Source organism: Streptomyces aculeolatus (genome assembly GCF_020400605.1).
Classification (GTDB): domain Bacteria; phylum Actinomycetota; class Actinomycetes; order Streptomycetales; family Streptomycetaceae; genus Streptomyces; species Streptomyces aculeolatus.
This window is the reverse complement of the sequence record NZ_JAINRD010000043.1, coordinates 1-16,619: the sequence shown is the minus strand read 5'-3', so window position 1 is coordinate 16,619 and position 16,619 is coordinate 1. Positions and strand designations below refer to the sequence as shown.

Sequence of the window (16,619 nt, the reverse complement as noted above, 5' to 3'; positions counted from 1 at the left end):
GTGACCGGACACGATGGTCGAGCGGCTTCCCCCGGTGGCCTCGCCATTGAGCGCTCTCCAGGCGGCATCCAGCCTCGCTGCTGTCCCGACACCAAGATCGCGTTACACATCCATTACACAAACGCGCGGGAACTTCCGGGAAACCGCAGGTAGAGGCGTTACGCGTCTTGGCGCGGAAAACGGCCCTGATCCAGGTAAACACCCAGGTCAGGGCCGTGGAGGCGGACGAGTCGGCCTGTACGCCGGGTTCTGTCTCCCGGGGGCCTTGCGGTCCGCGGGGAGGCGGTCATCCATCTGGGACCGGTGTTGCCACCGGCCTCGTGCGGTCTACCCGCGGACTCGGGCGGGCCGCCCTCGGTCGTCCGCGCAGGGCCGCTTGCGCGGCCCCTCTTGACCTTGCTCCGGGTGGGGTTTACCTAGCCGCCCGGGTCACCCCGGGCGCTGGTGGTCTCTTACACCGCCGTTTCACCCTTACCGGGGGCCGAAGCCCCCGGCGGTCTGTTTTCTGTGGCACTGTCCCGCGGGTCACCCCGGGTGGGCGTTACCCACCACCCTGCCCTGTGGAGCCCGGACGTTCCTCGGCGATCCCTGGTGGGGACCGACGCGACCGCCCGGCCGGCTCGTCCGCCGTGGGGTCCATGTTAGTCGCAGCGACGGTCTCCTTGCCGCCGCCGGGGTCCGAGGCGGCGGCGGTGGCCAGGAAGGAGCCGGCGAGGATCAGGACGAAGGCGGCGGCGATCGAGCCCGTCAGGGGTTCGTCGAGGAAGGCGACGCCCGCGGCGACCGCGATCGCGGGGTTGATGTACGTGAAGACCACCGCGCGCGTCGGGCCCACCTCGCGGATCAGCTCCAGGAAGACGACGAACGCCAGCGCCGTGCACAGCACCCCGAGGCCCACGAGCGACGCGAGTACCTTCCCCGACGGCGTCGTGTCCGGCCAGGAGGCGATGCCCGCGGGGGCGTAGACGATCGCGGCCAGCAGCAGGCAGGGGGCGATGAGCTGGAGGGTCGGTACGTCCTTGAGGCGGCGGGCGATGATCAGTGGGGCGGTGGCGTAGCCGAGGGCGGTGAGCATGACCTCCGTGATCGCCCACGCCGAGCCGCCGCTCAGCTCCGGTGCCGCCAGCACCGCGACGCCCGCGAGCCCCAGCCCGAGGCCCAGCCAGCGGCGGCGGCCCAGGCGCTCCTCGTCGCCGAGGGCCCGGGCGAGGATGACGCCGATCGTCGGCACCGCGGCGATCAGCAGGCCGGCCATGGCGCTGGAGAGCTTGCGCTCGGCGTCGGTCAGGGTCCACCACGGGCCGATGATCTCGATGCACGCGAACGCCAGCATCGGCGCCCAGTGCGTCCGTACGGTACGGACCAGCCCCCCGCCGCGCAGCGCGAGCGGGAGCAGGACGAGCGCGCCCAGCGCGCACCGTACGAAGACGACCCCAGACGGCGACACCGCGTCGACCGCCACCTTGATCATCAGATACGGGACTCCCCAGATGACGCCCATGAGGAGGAACAGGACCCAGCCGCGTGCAGTCATGCCGCAAGCGTCCGCGCCCCGGCGGCCCGTTGTCTTGAATGCCGTTGCGCGCCCTCAGGGGCGGACGCTGCGGCGGTACGCCGCCGGCGTCGCGCCCAGCACCCGCCGGAACCACCGCGTCAGGTGCGCCTGGTCCGCGAACCCCACGAGCCCCGCCACCTCCGCCGGCCGGTGCCCCGCCTCCAGCAGCCCGCGCGCCAGCGTCACCCGGTGCTGCGCCAGCCAGGCGTACGGGGGCATGCCCATGGTGTCCCGGAACGCCCGCAGCACCTGGTACCGCGACAGCCCCAGGTCGCAGCCGATCGCCGCCAGCGACGGCGGGTCCGTCAGCTCGTCCGCCAGCCGGTCCCGTACCGCACGGGCGACGCCGCTGCCCAGCGCCGCCGTGGCGGCCGGGCGGGCGCGGCCGTGCCGGCGGGCCAGTGCGGCGAGCAGCCACGGCAGCCGCGACTCCGTCTCCAGCGGCTCCGCGCCCCGGTCCACCGCCGCGTGGGCGGCGCGCAGCGCGGCGGCCAGGGCCGGGTCGTCGATGACGGGGTCGGCGAAGTGGGCGTCGGTGCAGGCGCCGTCGGTGAGCAGCGCCATGGACGGGTAGAACGCGCGGTACCCGTACCCCTCGTCGCCCAGCGGGCCGCCGGTGTGGGCCTCGCCGGGGGCGAGGACGACGATGCTGCCCGGCTTGGCCCGGACCCGGTCGCCGCGGTAGTCGATGACCTCGGCGCCGTGCGTGCACACGCCGACGGCGAACTCGTGGTGCGCGTGCGGCGCGTAGCGGTGGGCGGTGAAGCACGCCGTCATCAGGTACAGGGACTGGTCCGCGCCGAGCGGCGCCCGCGTCCAGCGGGCGTACTCCTCCGGACCCCTGGCGCCCCCCTTGCCGCTCATGCGTCGCATTGTGCTCGATGCCGTACGGCCCTTGCCAGCGGGATTCCGCGGCTGCCTACGATGCGCGGATGTCGCAGCGAGATCTGTCCCCGGAAGAGTTCCGCGAGCTGGGCCACGCCTACGTCGACTGGATAGCCGACTACCGCGCCCGCGTCGGCGACCTGCCGGTGCTCCCCGGCGTCGAGCCCGGCTGGGTGCGCGAGCGGCTGCCGGCGAAGCTGCCGGAGGAGGGCGAGCCGCTGACGGAGGTGCTGGCGGACATGGACCGCGTCGTGGTGCCCGCGTCCACGCACTGGCAGCACCCCGGCTTCTTCGCGTACTTCCCCGCCAACGCCTCCCTCGCCTCCCTGCTGGGCGACATGCTCTCCACCGGCCTCGGCACCCAGGGCATGCTCTGGTCGACGTCCCCGGCCTGCACGGAGCTTGAGCAGCACCTCCTCGACCAGCTCGCCGACGCCACGGGCCTGCCCGCCGAGTTCACCTTCGCCGGCGGTGGCGGCGGCGTCATCCAGGACTCCGCGTCCTCGTCCTCGCTGGTGGCGCTGCTCGCCGCGCTGCACCGGACGTCCGCCGGTGAGTGGCGGACGGCCGGCCGGGACGGGCGTGAGGTGCTGTACGTCTCCGCGCACACGCACTCCTCGCTGGAGAAGGCCGCGATCGCCGCCGGTCTGGGCGCGGACGCCGTACGGGTCGTGGCCGGCGCGCTCGGCGGCCAGGAGATGTCCCCGGCCGCCCTGGCCGCCGCGGTACGCGAGGACGTGGCCGCCGGCCGCCGCCCCGTGCTGGTCTGCGCGACGATCGGCACCACCGGCACCGGCGCCGTCGACCCGGTGCGCGAGATCGCCGCGGTCTGCGCCGAGTACGGCGTCTGGCTGCACGTCGACGCCGCGTGGGCCGGCGCCGCCGCGTTCTGCCCCGAGCACCGCGCGCTCTTCGACGGCGCCGGGCTGGCCGACTCGTACAGCACCGACGGGCACAAGTGGCTGCTCACGGCCTTCGACTGCAACCTCTTCTGGACCCGCGACACCGCCACCCTCACCGGCGCGCTGACCGTGCTGCCCGAGTACCTGCGCAACGCCGCCAGCGAGTCCGGCGCCGTCGTCGACTACCGCGACTGGCACCTGCCGCTCGGCCGCCGCTTCCGCGCCCTGAAACTGTGGACGGTGCTGCGCCGCTTCGGCCTCGAAGGCATCCGGGACCACGTGCGCCGGCACGTGGCGCTGGCCGCGGAGCTGGAGTCGTGGGCGGCGGCCGACCCGCGCTTCGCGCTCGGGGTGCCGCGCAGCCTGGCGCTGGTCTGCCTGCACGTCGCCACCGGCCGCGGCACCGACGCCGACAACGCCGCGACGAAGGCGGCGCTGGAGCAGGTCAACGCGGGCGGCCGGTCGTACGTCACGCACACCGTGGTCGACGGCCGCTACCTGCTGCGGGTCGCCGTCGGCGGGCTGGAGACCGAGGAGCGGCACGTGCGCGCGCTGTGGGACGACCTGTGCGCCGCCGCGGACGCGGCGGCCGCCGGCACCGCCTGAACGACCGGGCCCCGGCCCGTCGCTTGACCTTGTCGCAGCGTCAACGTTTCTACTGGGCTCATGCGAATCGGAGAGCTCGCCGCGCTCGCCGGGGTCACCACCCGTACCGTGCGGCATTACCACCGCATCGGGCTCCTGCCCGAGCCCGCCCGCCGCGCCAACGGCTACCGCGTCTACACCCTGCGCGACGCCGTCGAGCTGGCCCGCGTCCGCCGCCTGACCGAGCTGGGGCTCAGCCTCGACGAGGTGCGCGACGCGCTCGCCGACGACGCCGGCAAGGAGCTGCACGAGATCCTCGCCGAGCTGGACGCCGACCTCGCCCGGCAGGAGGACGCCATCCGGCAGCGCCGCGCCCGCCTCGCCGAGCTGCTGCGGCACGCGGAGGGCGGCGGGCTGACCGCCGAGGGGCCGGTGTCGCCGGAGCTGGCGGCGGTGTTCGCCGACATGTCCCGCGCCTCCGCCCGGCTCGGCGTCCCGGAGCCGGCGAGCGCGGTGAAGGAGCGGGAGCTGCTCGCGCTGCTCGACACCACCGCGGACGAGGCGCACCGCGGCTGGCTCGCGGGGCTGCTGCACGCGCTCAGCTCCGACCCGGAGGCGATGACGCGCGCGTACGGCATCTACGCCCGGCTCGACGAGCTGGCCGGTGCCGAGCCGGACGACCCGCGCGTCGAGGAGCTGGCGCGGGACGTGGTCGCCGCCATGCCGGAGGAGGCGCGGGCGCTGGTCACCGACGGGCCGGACCCGGTCCCCGCCGTGGCCGGCGACGGGACCGGGGGCGGCGCCGGCGACGGCACCGGGGCCGGGACCGGGACCGGGACCGGGACCGGGACCGGGACCGCCGCCGGGGGCGGCGACGAGAGCGGGGAAGCCTTCGCGGAGATGTTCTTCGCGGACTTCCCCCCGGCGCAGGCCGAGGTCATGCGCCGGGCGATGGCCCTGCTCGGAGAGCGGACGGGCGGGGCCGGCGAGGCGGGCGGGGCCGGGCGCGCGGACCGGCGGCGCGGGGAGAGTGCGTCGTGAACGCGCTGCGCCGTACGGTCCGCTGGGCCCTGGCCTCGCTCGTACCCGGCGAGCTGGTGCTCGTGCTCTGCCTCGCCTCCGGCGCCGGCATCCCGGAACCCGTCATGCTCGCCGTCGAGATCGCCGTGCTGCTGGTCACCGCGGCCCTGGTCACGCTGCTGGCCGCCGACTACCGCCGGCACCGCGGCGCCGGCCTCGCGCCCCGCGCGGCGGGTCTCGAAGCGGTACGGGACAGCGTCCCGGCCGCCGTGCGCAAGCTGACCGTGCACGAGGTGAAGCTCTTCACCGCCACCCTGCGCTGGCTCGCCCGCCGCCCGAAGCACGGCGTCGGCCCCGGCGACACCGCCGCCGCGTACGCCTCCGGGCAGGCGTTCACGTTCTACGGCTTCTTCTTCGTCTCCGTCATCGAGACGGTGGCGCTCGCGCTCGTCATCCCGTGGCCCGTGGTGCACGCCGTGGTGCTGGTCCTCGACATCTGGGGCATCTACTTCATCCTCGCGCTCCAGGCGGCCAGCGTGGTCCGGCCGCACGTCGTCGGCGCGGACGGCTCGCTGCGCGTACGGTACGGGGTCCTGCTGGACATCCCCGTACCGGCCGAGCTGATCGCGAACGCCCGGCTCGACCGCCGCTTCCCCGACGGGGGCGGGCTGCTGCGTCTGGCGGACGACGGCACGGCGGACCTCGCGGTCGGCGGGCAGACGACGGTGACGGTGGACCTGACCGAGCCGGTGTCGTTCGTCCGGCCGCTGGGGAAGCGGGCGGAGGCGCGGGTGCTGCGGTTCTACGCGGACGACCCGAAGCCGGTGGTCGACGCCCTGCGCCGGGCGTGCGCGGCGCGGGAGGAGGAGCGGGAGCAGGCGGGGGAGCGCGGGCCGCTGCCCGCTCAGGGCGCCGGCTCGAAGCGCACCGGGGACACCCCGGGCTCGGCGGCGGTCAGCCGCACGCGCACCCGGTGTCCGAGGGGCAAGGGCTCGCCGGGGGCGGGCCAGGCACCGACGCCGGCCTCGGCGGGTTCGGCGGGTTCGGCGGGTTCGGCGGAGTCGGCGGGAGACGCACCATCGGCGGGTGCCGCGGGTGGTGCCGAGTCGGCGGGTGGCGCGGCGTCAGCGGGTGGACCGCCGTCCGCCGATGCCGCGCCGTCCGCGGGTGCCGGACGTTCCGCGCCCTCCGCGCCCTCCGCGCCCTCCGTGGCCGACGACGTCGTCGAGTCCTCCGAGTCCACGCGGCCGATGACCGCCGGTTCGTAGAGCTGCACCGTCCCCCTCGTCGGCCGGCGCTCGTCCACCGCCACCACGTGCCCGTCGAAGACCTCCCCGATCCGCCCGCTCATGAGCGCCGCCTCGACCAGGTCCACGCACTCCCGCTCCAGCCGCGCCGCCCGCGCCGCGCCCCCGGCCATCAGCTCCGGGAGCCCGCCCAGCGCCTCGCGCACCCACTCCGGTGCCGCCTCGCCGGCCGACGCCGCCACGCACAGCTCCCCGGCGTACCGGTCGGCCAGCCGCCGCAGCGGCGCCGTGCAGTGCGCGTACTCGCCGGCCACCGCCGCGTGCACGGCGTCCTGCCGCGCCGGCTGCCGGCCGTCGAAGACGGTGTACCCGGCGCCGCGCAGCAGCGCGGTGCACTCCTGGAGGAACGCCGCGTGGTTGGCCATCTGCGGGTTGAGGGAGCGGATCAGCTCGGGGTAGTCCAGGCCCTCCGGCCAGTCGACGTCCAGCGCGCGGGCCACCCGGTGCAGATACGTCAGCGCGGGGCGCCGCGCGGGCGGCAGCGTCCGCAGGATGCCGGTGCCGGAGGCGAGCATCAGCTCCGCGGCGGCCATGCCGGTGAGCAGGGACACCTGCGCGTTCCAGCCGTGGGCGGGCAGCGGGGCGCTGTACTCCAGCGAGTAGCCGCCGGCCCGCTGCACCACCTCCTGCTCCGGTACGCCGAGCGAGATCCCGCCGCGCTCGCGCTCCAGCTCCTCGCGCAGCAGCCCCACGTCGCGCAGCAGCGCCACCGGCTCCTCCGCCGTGCCCTCGTCGATGGTCTGCTGCACGCCGCCGTAGTCGAGCCGCGCCCGGCTGCGTACCAGCGCGCGGGCGACCCTCGCCTCGGCGATCTGGCCGCTGGAGTCCAGGTCGATCTCCCACAGCAGCGCGGGGACCGGCTGGTCGGGCAGCAGGCTCGCGGCGCCCTCGGAGAGCTGTTCGGGGTGCAGGAGTACGCGCGTGTCGGGGAAGTAGAGCGTCGTCACGCGGCGGCGGGCCTCGGCGTCGAGGGCTTCGCCCGGGGTGACGAACGCGGCGACATCGGCGATGGCGTAGTGGATACGGAACCCGCCGCCGCCCCGGCGCGCGACGTGCAGGGCCTGGTCCAGATCGCGGGAGCCGGGCGGGTCGACGGTGTAGAACGGGATGTCGGTCGCGTCCCGTTCCGGCAGCCGGGGGGCCTTCGCGGCGCGGTCGGCCTCGGCGAGCACCTCGGGCGGGAACGCGGCGGGTACGTCCTCTGCGGCGCGCAGCCGGCGCAGGGCGGCGCGGAGCGGGGCGTCCTCGGCGTCAACGGCGTGCAGGATGCGTTGGGGCACGCATATCAGCCTAATTCGGACGGGCGTCGCGGGCGCGGCCACCGCGTCCGGATCCGCCCCGACCCGCGCTTCCGGCTCGCTCTCCGGCCCGCCCCCTCGCGCCCCAGGAGTGACCGCTGTGTCACCGGGCGGTTGGTAGACGTGGAGTCCCCCCACCTCCGGGAGAGACATGCCCACGCCCCACGCGCCCCGTCATGTACCCCGTCAGTTGTCGCGTACGTGCACCGCGATCGTCCTCGGCGGGCTCGTCGCGGCGCTCCCGCCCGCGGCGGTCGCCCACCCGGCCACCGCGCCTGCCACCGCTCCTGCCGCCGTACCGTCCGCCGCCCCCGCCGCGGAGCAGCCGCCCGACCCGCCGCCCCCGCCCCTCGACGTGCTGGAGCGGCAGCCCGGCATGGGCGACGGCCTGCTCTTCGTCGGACCGCAGAAGAACCCCGGCCGCGCAGGGCCGCCCGGCGAGGAACCGCCGCCCGAGGCGGGCCGCGGGCCGCAGATCGTCGACGACCGCGGCCGGCCCGTCTGGTACCACCGCATCCCGAAGGACGAGTACGTCGCCGACTTCCGCGTGCAGGAGTACCGCGGCGAGAAGGTTCTGACCTGGTGGCAGGGCGAGAGCGACACCGCGGGGCTCGGCGAGGGGGTCGGCTACATCGCCGACGAGAACTACGAGATCATCGCCACCGTCCGCTCCCCGGACCCCGGGCAGACCATCGACCTGCACGAGTTCCGGCTCACCCCCGAGGGCACCGCCCTGGTCGTCAGCTACCAGCAGCGGCCCTACGACCTCACCCCCGTCGGCGGCCCCGAGGACGGCGACGTCATCGAGAGCGTCGTGTGGGAGCTGGACGTCGCCACCGGCGAGCCGCTGCTGGAGTGGCGCAGCCTCGACCACGTACCGCTGACGGAGTCCGACGAGCGGCCCTCGGGCCGCGCCGGCACCCGCCCCTTCGACTACCTGCACGCGAACTCCGTCTCCCTCGACACCGACGGCGACCTCCTCGTCTCCGCCCACGGCACCAGCACCGTCTACAAGGTCGACCGGCGGACCGGCGGGATCGTCTGGCGGCTCGGCGGCAAGAAGAGCGACTTCCGGCTCGGCGCGGGGGCGCGCACCATCGCCCAGCACGACGTGGTGGCGGTCGGCGACGGCACGTACCGCATGTTCGACAACCAGAACATGCACTCCGAGGGCTACGAGTCCCGGGTGGCGTGGCTGCGCGTCGACCCGCGGCGCGGCACCGCGGAGCTGACCCGCCAGCTCGTCCACCCCGACCGCGTCTCCACCGCCGTCACCGGCGGCAGCCAGGCCCTGCCGGGCGGCAACACCCTGGTCGGCTGGGGCTCCGCGGGCCGGGTCTCGGAGTTCGACGCGGACGGGCGGCTGGTGTTCGACGCCGTCTTCCCGGAGGAGTACAGCTCGTACCGCGCCTACCGCCAGGAGTGGGCGGGCGAGCCCGCGACCGCCCCGGAGGTACGGATCGACGGCGCGTCCGGCGACGCGCACGCGGTGTGGAACGGCGCCACGGAGGTCGCCGGCTGGCGGGTGCTGGCCGGGGACGCGCCGGACGAGCTGCGGCCCGTCGCCCGCGAGCGGTGGGACGGCCTCGACACGGACGTCGACCTGCCCGCGGAGGCGGGGGACGCGGCGTACGTCCAGGCGGAGGCGCTGGACGCGGACGGCGACGTGATCGGCGCCTCCGCGGTCACCGGGACCGGCGCGGTTACCGGGACCGGCGCCGGGGGAAGCGGTGCGGCCGGCGGGAGCGGCGCCGGCTGAGCGCCGGGCGCCCACGCCGCCCGGCGGCGTGGGCGCCGCCCTCAGACCTTCTCCAGCGGGCGGTGCGGGGCGTCCGGCAGCACGACGGCGACCCGGTCCCCGGGACGTACCACGCCGCCCGTCAGCACCACGCTCATCACGCCCGCCTTGCGCACCACGTTCCCCGCCGCGTCCCGGCCCACGACCTGCTTGAGCAGGCCGGACTGGAAGTCGTCGATCTGGTGGCAGGGGTTGCGCAGCCCGGTGATCTCCACGACGGCCTCGGCACCGAGGTGCAGCAGCGTGCCGGTGGGCAGGCCGAGCAGGTCGATGCCGCGGGTGGTGACGTTCTCGCCCAGCTCCCCGGGGCGTACCCGGAAGCCCGCCTCGGCGACCTCCGCGAACAGTTCCTCGTGCATCAGGTGCACCTGCCGCAGGTTCGGCTGGGAGGGGTCGCGGGCGACCCGGGAGCGGTGCTTCACCGTGACGCCCGCGTGCGCGTCGCCCTCGACGCCGAGGCCGGCCAGGAGGGTGACGGCCTCGCGGGCCGGCTTGTGGAAGGTGTACTCGCCGCTGCTGCACACCGCTATGACCGTGCCGTCGTCCATGCCGTACGAGCCCCCTCCGCCGTGACCGTCGATCCACCACGACCCTAACCGGCGGGGGTGCGGGGCCGGCCGTGTCCGCCATGCGGGACCGCGGCTTATTGATTCGTACGGACGGGCGGACGCGTGGCAGCCTGGCCCGCATGCTTGGAGTCACCGATCTGTCGACGTACCTCGCGGGGCTGGCCCTGATCATCCTGCTCCCGGGGCCCAATTCCCTCTACGTCGTCTCCGTCGCCGCCCGCCGCGGCGCCCGCGCCGGCTACCGCGCGGCCGGCGGCGTGATGTGCGGCGACATGGTGCTCATGGTGCTCTCCGCGGGCGGCGTGGCCTCGCTGCTCCAGGCCAGCCCGACGGCGTTCGCCGTCGTCAAGTTCGCGGGCGCCGGCTATCTGACGTGGCTGGCGGTCGGGATGCTGCGCGGGGCGTGGCGGATGTGGCGCGAGCGCGGGGCGCGGGCCGTCGCCCGGGCGGAAGGGGAGCCGGTGGGCGCGGGGCCGGCGCGTGCGGAGCCGGTGCGTGCGGAGCCGGCGAAGGAGGAGATGGAGCGCCCGTACCGCCGGGCGTTCGTCGTCAGCCTGCTGAACCCGAAGGCGATCCTGTTCTTCGTCTCCTTCTTCGTGCAGTTCATCGACCCGGCGTACGCGCACCCGGAGCTGACCTTCCTCGTACTGGCGGCCTGGGCGCAGCTGTTCAGCATCACGTACCTGACCGCCCTGATCTTCAGCGGCACGCACCTCGCGGCGCTCTTCCGCCGCAGGCGGCGGCTGACGGCCGGGATGTCGGCCGCGGCCGGCACGGCGTTCCTCGGCTTCGCCGCCAAGCTGTCGGTGAGCAGCGCGTAACCGCCGCGCGGGGGCCCGGGGCCGCCGCACGGCGGGGCGCGCGTCCGCGCCCCGCCGGCCGCGGGCTGCCCGGCCCTGACCACCGGACAGCCCCCGGCACGCCGCGGTTATCGCGGCCCCGCGGGAACCGGCGGGCTCCCGCTGCCCCCCGCCGGCTCCCGTGGGTGTCAGAAGGGCGTCAGCGTCAGCGTGAGCTGCCGCGGCGCCCGGTCCTCGATGTACGACGCGAAGCCGGACACGTCGTCGAAGGCGAACCCGTACGCCCGCCCGTCCTCCGACACTTCGTGCATCACCCGCGCGTAGTGGTTGGAGATGTCGGTGCCGTAGAAGGCGGCCGGGTCGGTGACGGGCTGGTCGGCGTGGTCGCGCAGGGTGGTGCGGTTGAGCGCGGCGCCGAGGATGGCGGCGACCGGTCCCGTGGTGCCGTCGTTCGGGGCGGCGAGCTTGCCGTCGCAGAACAGCACGTCGCGGGTGGGCGGCCGGTCGAAGGCGACGTCGGCGGGGCCGGTGAAGGACAGCCGGTCGCCGGCGACGCGGCCGGTGAAGGTGCTGGCGTTCGTGGTGACCTTCAGGTCCTTGCCGGCGTACGCCGACCACACCTCGTCCACGTACCCGTCGAGGTACGCGCCGTCGAACAGCCCGGCGTCCAGGCCGTGCCCGGGGGCGATGACGCGCAGCCCGTCCGCGTCCACCAGCCGGCCGTAGCCCTCGGTGCCCGCCAGGGTGTCGAACACCTGCTGCCGGGCGCCGTCCTTGAGCGTCCCGGTCGTCTGGTCGGCCTCGCCCGTCAGGTGGATGGACATCGGGACGCTGAACATGTCGACCATGGTGGTGTTGCAGAACATGCCGGCGTCGTTGAGCGTGAACTCCATGCAGTCGTGCACCAGCGGGTAGTTGGGGTCGGTGGACACCCAGCCGGCCGGGTACGCGAGCGCCGCGCTGCCGGCGCCGTCCGTGACCGCCTTCATCTTCAGCTTGCCGCCGAGGGCGACGTAGAGGCGGCCGGACATGTTCGGCAGCGTCAGGGACGTGTCGCCGCTGCCGGCGAAGGGGATGGCGTAGTCGGTGTAGCCGTCGGGGCCGTTGTCGTCGAGGGAGATGGGCGCCAGCGTCCCGTCGGGCGTGAGGCGGACCTGCCGGCCGCCCTCGTTGCCGACGACGTAGATGCTGATGGAGGAGTTCTCGTACGCGCCCGTCCTGTTGACGACGGACACGTCGAGGGCCGCTGCGGCGCCGCCCGCCCGCGCCGCGGAGAGCACCAGAGGTGTCCCCGCGGCGGCGGACGCGACGGCCAGGCCACCCAGCAGCCTGCGTCGCGAGATCACTTGGCGGTACCTCCGGACTGCTCGACGGATACGTAGTCGACGGTCATCGGCACGCCGGGCCGGGTCGCGTCGGTGGGGGTGGCGTGGCCGGCGACGCCGTCGGGGAAGGCGCCGCCCATGGCGACGTTGAGGAGCAGGAAGTGGCCGTGGTGGGCGAGGTTCGCCCAGGTCTCGGCGCCCACCTGGTCGGCGTTGACGGAGTGGTACTGCTGGCCGTCCACGTACCAGCGCAGCTCCTCGACCGGGCCGCTGCGGTCCAGCTCCAGGGCGTACTCGTGGAAGCCGGACTGGCAGCTGCTGTCCGGGCAGGCGCGGGAGGCGCCGAGGCCGTTGTTCTCGTTGCACGGGCCGCCGGGCGCGGTGCCGCAGTGCAGCACGCCCCAGACGCTGTTCACGCCGTTGACGTTCTCCATGATGTCGAACTCGCCGATGCCCGGCCAGTTCCAGTAGTTGCCGCGGTAGGCGTCGCCCAGGGTCCAGAACGCGGGCCAGTAGCCGAGGGCTTCGTCGCCGGTGATGTTCGGCATCTGGATGCGCGCCTCGACGCGCATCACGCCGCCGGCCGGGGCCTGGAAGTCGGTGCGCTGGGTCTCGATGCGGGCGGACGTCCAGCCGCCGTTGCCGTCGCGGCGCGGGGTGATGGTGAGGTTGCCGGAGCCGTCCTTCTGCAGGTTCTCCGGGCTGTCCGTGTACGTCTGGATCTCGCCGGTGCCCCAGTTGGCGGGGCCGCCGGGGTACGAAGTGCCGGTGTCCACGATCCAGTTCGCGGCGTCCGGCGGGGAGCCGGCGGCGCCGTCGAAGTCGTCGCGGAAGACCTCGGCGAGGGGCGCGGGTTCGCTTCCCTCGTCCTCGCCTGCTGTCGCGGAAGGCAGGGTCAGGGCGCTGATCGCGGCCAGCGCGGCGACCGCGCAGAGCAGGCTCTTGCGCCACCGTAGTCGTGTTGCGTGCATGTCTGGGCTGCTCCTCGGGGTGTGGGGGGATGAGGAGGTTCTCCCCTGGGGATGCGCCTGTTTGAGAGCGCTCTCAGGTTGTGTTGAGGCACACTGCCGAGTGGGCGGGCTACTGTCAAGGCCCACCGAGTGAAGAGGAGTTGAGGTGTCCGGGAACCGCCCCACGCTGGAGGCCGTGGCCGCCCGTGCCGGAGTGTCGCGGGCCACGGTGTCGCGCGTGGTCAACGGCGGCGAGGGGGTGCGCGAGCCGCTGCGCGAGCGGGTGCACCGCGCCGTGGCCGAGCTCGGCTACGTACCGAACCAGGCCGCGCGCACGCTCGTCACCCGGCGCACGGGCGCGGTCGCCGTCGTCATCGCCGAGCCCGAGAGCCGGGTCTTCGCCGACCCGTTCTTCGCCCGGCAGCTGCGGGGCATCAGCGGGGCGCTGGCGGCGGCGGACACGCAGCTGGTGCTGCTGTACGTCGCGGACCGGGCGGACTACCCGCGTATCGGCCGGTTCCTGGCCGGCGGGCACGTCGACGGGGCGCTGATGTTCTCGCTGCACCGCGACGACCCGCTGCCGGGCATGGCCGCGGAGGCGGGCCTGCCGGTGGTCTACGGCGGCCGGCCGGGCTGGCCGGGGGCGGCGGGGGAGCGGGGCCTGCTGTACGTGGACACCGACAACCGGGCGGGCGCGGAACTGGCCGTACGGCACCTGCTGGCGCGGGGGAGACGGCGGATCGGGCACATCGCGGGGCCGCTGGACCAGACGTCGGCGGTGGACCGGCTGGCGGGGTACCGGGCCGCGCTGGCCGCGCACGGCGGCGCTCCCGCCGGCCGGGAGCTGGTCGCCGAGGGCGACTTCACCCCGGCGGGTGGCGAGCGCGCGATGGCCGGGCTGCTGGCCCGCGCCCCGGACCTCGACGCGGTGTTCGCCGCCTCCGACCTCATGGCCACCGGCGCCCTGCGCACCCTGCGCGCCCACGGCCGCAGCGTCCCCGCCGACGTCGCGGTCGTCGGGTACGACGACCTGGAGCCGGCGATGTGGACCGAGCCGCCGCTGACGACGGTGCACCAGGACGTCGAGGGGATGGGCGGGGTGATGGCCCGGCTGCTGCTGCGCAGCCTGGGGGGCGGGCAGGAGCGACAGGAGCCGGTGGTGACGACGCCGCGGTTGGTGGTCAGGGAGTCGGGGTGAGGGGCGGGGCAGGGTCGGGGGTGCGGCGGTGCTCCGGGCCGGGCCGGGACCGGGGCCGGGGCCGGGCTCCGGGCCGGGACTGGGACCGCGGCAGGGGACCGTGTCCGTGGCCGGGACCGGGACACGTGGCGGGGCTCCGGGCCGGGGCCGTGGCGGGGCTCCGGGCCGGGACCGCGTTCGGGGGCCCGGCCGGGGCTCAGAAGCCGGCGCGGGCGGGCTCGTCGACCCGGGCGACCGACTCCTGCGCGAACCGCGCGGTGTAGGCGTCGCGGATCTCCTCGATCCGGGCGTCCTGCTCCTGCGCCTCGGTCAGCGGGTAGAGCAGGTACACCTCGTACGAGCGCTCCCGCTCAATCGTGCCGTGCCGGTCGCGGTACTGGCCGCGTACCTCGTCCACCGTCAGCCCCGCCGGGAAGCGCGGCGTGACGACCTCGTCCACGAACGCGCGGAACTGCCGGTCCGTGACGTCCGGGCCGCCGTCGGGCCGTACCGTCCCGAACATCAGGTGCGTCTGCACGTACGGGGCGAGGTCCGCGGCCTGCGACGGCGCGACCGGCGGCGCGGGGTCGCCGTCCGCGAGGGCGGCGGGGGCGGTGGCCGCGGCGGCGCCGGCGAGCGCCGCGGCGAGGACGAGGGCGGCGATGCGGAGGCGGGGCTTCGTAGCGTTCACGACCGGGGAAACGACCACCGGGACCGAAGGTTGCGCGGCGGGGCCCCCGACCAGGACCGGGGCCGTTTGTTTGCCCGCTGTTCGGCTCCATCTCACCGGCCGGTGACCGCACGGTTGCAGAATCGAGGCCCTCCTCCGGACCACGAAAGGCCCTTCCATGCAGGAAGAGCGATTCACCGCGCCCACACCACCGGGTACGCGGCTGCTCCACATCGGCCCCCACAAGACAGGCACCACTGCCCTCCAGGCCGCCTTCCACCAGGCCCGCGACACCCTGCGGGAGCACGGCGTCGTCTACGCCGGGCCGGGCCGCCAGGCGAAGGACCCGGCGGTCGCGATCGCCAGGAAGGACCCGACGGCCGCGGAGCGGCAGCCGTGGGAGGCGTTCTGTACGGAGGCGGCCGATGCGGGTGGCATGCGGTTCTTCGCGAGCAGCGAGTTCTTCGCGACCGCCTCCGCGGACGCCGCCCGGACGGCGGTGGCGGAACTGGCGGGCGAGCACCCCGTACACGTGGTCGTGACGCTGCGCCCGCTGCGGAAGATCATGCCGTCGCACTGGCAGCAGTACGTCAAGCACGGGCTCTGCGAGTCGTACGAGACCTGGCTCGACGGCATGCTGCGCAAGCCCCCGTACGACGAGCCGACCCCGGACTTCTGGCACCTGCAGCGGCACGACGAGCTGATCGCGCGCTGGGCGGCGGCCGCGGGGGCGGAGAACGTGACGGCGGTGGTCGTGGACGAGGCGAGGCCGCTGTGGCAGTTCCGCGTCTTCGAGCAGCTGCTCGACCTGCCGGAGGGGGTGCTCCGCCCGCAGGAGAGCGGCGGCAACTCGTCGCTGACGCAGAGCGAGGCGGAGCTGCTGCTGCAGCTCAACCGCAAGCTCCGGGACCGCAACTGGAGCACGTGGCGGCAGGGCAAGGTGATCCGCGAGGGCGTGGTCCCGCGGCTGCAGTCGTACGAACCGGCGCCGGGCGAGCCACGCATCACGACCCCGCCGTGGGCGGAGGAGGCGGTGGCGAAGGTCGCGGAGCGCGTGGCCGCGGGGATCGCGGCGTCGGGGGTCAGGGTGGTCGGCGACCTGGACGCGCTGTCCCGGCGCCCGGAGGCCCCGCCGGAGCCGGTGACGCCGACGGAGATCCCCACGGAGGCGGCGACCGAGGCGGTCCTGGGCGGAATACTGGCGTCGGCGGCGCTGGCGGCGAAGGCCGCGCCGCAGTCCCCGGAGGCGGTTCCGGCCTCGGCCCCGGCCCCGGCTCCGGAGGGGTCGGCGGGGCGGGGGGCACTGGAGGACCGGCCGGTGCGGAACGTGCCGGTGAAGGATTTGGTCAGAGTCGTCGCCCGCCGCGCGGTACGCCGCATGCGGGGGTGAGGGCCGGCCGCGACGCGGGCGCGGGCCGGGTGGGGCAGGGCCGGGGGCGCCTCTGCCCGGGCAGGCGAAGGGGGTTGGCTTGGTCCAACCTCGCTGGGGCGGGGAGCACACCGTGACCAGGGAGCGCCCGTGGCGCAGATCGGGACCACGCCGGCGTGCGCGGGGGGAACGCGCTCGTGGTCGTACTCGGCGTGGTGCGGCCGGAACCAACCCCGCTCGCGCGTGGAGCACTCTTGCCGATTGGCGGTGTTCGGCCGGGCTTGAGGCTAGTTCCCGGGGCTCTGCCGGGCCTGCTGCTGGCGGGTCCAGTCCCGCCGGGTCCCGTAGGGGCCGGGCTTGGTAGGGCTGGATTCCGTAGGCCGGGTCCTGTGTCGTGGGGTTCGGTGCA

12 protein-coding genes, 1 other RNA gene and 1 pseudogene are annotated in these 16,619 nt (G+C 75.1%); 6 read left to right on the top strand and 8 right to left on the bottom strand.

The window, feature by feature from the left end:
* Positions 1-222: 222 nt before the first annotated feature.
* The 3 genes and pseudogenes from rnpB to LG396_RS37905 all read right to left on the bottom strand — a co-directional run bounded on the left by rnpB (position 223) and on the right by LG396_RS37905 (position 2,419).
* An RNA gene (gene rnpB / locus LG396_RS37915) (RNase P RNA component class A) lies at positions 223-623 on the bottom strand.
* 131 nt (positions 624-754) lie between these two features.
* Positions 755-1,471, bottom strand: a pseudogene (locus LG396_RS37910) (DMT family transporter); the annotation flags it as partial.
* Positions 1,472-1,588: 117 nt separating this feature from the next.
* Entirely contained in the window at positions 1,589-2,419 is an 831-nt protein-coding gene (locus tag LG396_RS37905; RefSeq protein ID WP_225798187.1) for a helix-turn-helix domain-containing protein, read from the bottom strand.
* A gap of 68 nt (positions 2,420-2,487) precedes the next feature.
* On the opposite strand from LG396_RS37905, the gene LG396_RS37900 reads away from it, so the two are divergent.
* Complete coding sequence (locus LG396_RS37900) at positions 2,488-3,948, top strand: pyridoxal-dependent decarboxylase (RefSeq protein WP_225798186.1); 1,461 nt, start codon at positions 2,488-2,490, stop codon at positions 3,946-3,948.
* A 60-nt stretch (positions 3,949-4,008) separates the two neighbouring features.
* The gene (locus tag LG396_RS37895) at positions 4,009-4,968 is read left to right on the top strand and encodes a MerR family transcriptional regulator (protein WP_225798185.1); all 960 of its coding nucleotides are present in this window, start codon (positions 4,009-4,011) and stop codon (positions 4,966-4,968) included.
* 883 nt (positions 4,969-5,851) lie between these two features.
* On the opposite strand, the gene LG396_RS37890 is transcribed toward LG396_RS37895, so the two are convergent.
* Positions 5,852-7,534, bottom strand: a complete 1,683-nt coding sequence (locus LG396_RS37890) for a ribonuclease catalytic domain-containing protein (protein ID WP_225798184.1) — start codon at positions 7,532-7,534, stop codon at positions 5,852-5,854.
* A gap of 169 nt (positions 7,535-7,703) precedes the next feature.
* Between LG396_RS37890 and LG396_RS37885 the strand changes: the two genes are divergently transcribed.
* The gene (locus tag LG396_RS37885; RefSeq protein WP_225798183.1) at positions 7,704-9,311 is read left to right on the top strand and encodes an arylsulfotransferase family protein; all 1,608 of its coding nucleotides are present in this window, start codon (positions 7,704-7,706) and stop codon (positions 9,309-9,311) included.
* Between the two features lie 41 nt (positions 9,312-9,352).
* On the opposite strand, the gene LG396_RS37880 is transcribed toward LG396_RS37885, so the two are convergent.
* On the bottom strand, positions 9,353-9,898 hold the full coding sequence (locus LG396_RS37880) for an MOSC domain-containing protein (protein ID WP_018840912.1): 546 nt from the start codon (positions 9,896-9,898) through the stop codon (positions 9,353-9,355).
* 140 nt (positions 9,899-10,038) lie between these two features.
* Here LG396_RS37880 and leuE point away from each other — a divergent pair, with 140 nt between their 5' ends.
* Complete coding sequence (leuE, locus tag LG396_RS37875; RefSeq protein WP_225798182.1) at positions 10,039-10,740, top strand: leucine efflux protein LeuE; 702 nt, start codon at positions 10,039-10,041, stop codon at positions 10,738-10,740.
* Positions 10,741-10,907: 167 nt separating this feature from the next.
* Here leuE and LG396_RS37870 read toward each other — a convergent pair whose 3' ends face one another.
* On the bottom strand, positions 10,908-12,065 hold the full coding sequence (locus LG396_RS37870; protein ID WP_225798181.1) for a beta-1,3-glucanase family protein: 1,158 nt from the start codon (positions 12,063-12,065) through the stop codon (positions 10,908-10,910).
* Complete coding sequence (locus tag LG396_RS37865) at positions 12,062-13,015, bottom strand: glycoside hydrolase family 16 protein (protein ID WP_225798180.1); 954 nt, start codon at positions 13,013-13,015, stop codon at positions 12,062-12,064. Before LG396_RS37865 ends, LG396_RS37870 begins: the two co-directional genes overlap by 4 nt.
* A 145-nt stretch (positions 13,016-13,160) precedes the next feature.
* Between LG396_RS37865 and LG396_RS37860 the strand changes: the two genes are divergently transcribed.
* On the top strand, positions 13,161-14,192 hold the full coding sequence (locus LG396_RS37860; RefSeq protein ID WP_018840908.1) for a LacI family DNA-binding transcriptional regulator: 1,032 nt from the start codon (positions 13,161-13,163) through the stop codon (positions 14,190-14,192).
* A 196-nt stretch (positions 14,193-14,388) separates the two neighbouring features.
* Here the strand turns inward: LG396_RS37860 and LG396_RS37855 are convergent, their stop codons facing one another.
* Positions 14,389-14,862, bottom strand: coding sequence for a DUF3574 domain-containing protein (locus LG396_RS37855; protein WP_225798179.1), 474 nt, complete (start codon positions 14,860-14,862; stop codon positions 14,389-14,391).
* Positions 14,863-15,019: 157 nt separating this feature from the next.
* Between LG396_RS37855 and LG396_RS37850 the strand changes: the two genes are divergently transcribed.
* Positions 15,020-16,231 (top strand): hypothetical protein, encoded by a 1,212-nt coding sequence (locus LG396_RS37850; RefSeq protein ID WP_225798178.1) that lies wholly within the window; start codon positions 15,020-15,022, stop codon positions 16,229-16,231.
* Positions 16,232-16,619 lie beyond the last annotated feature (388 nt).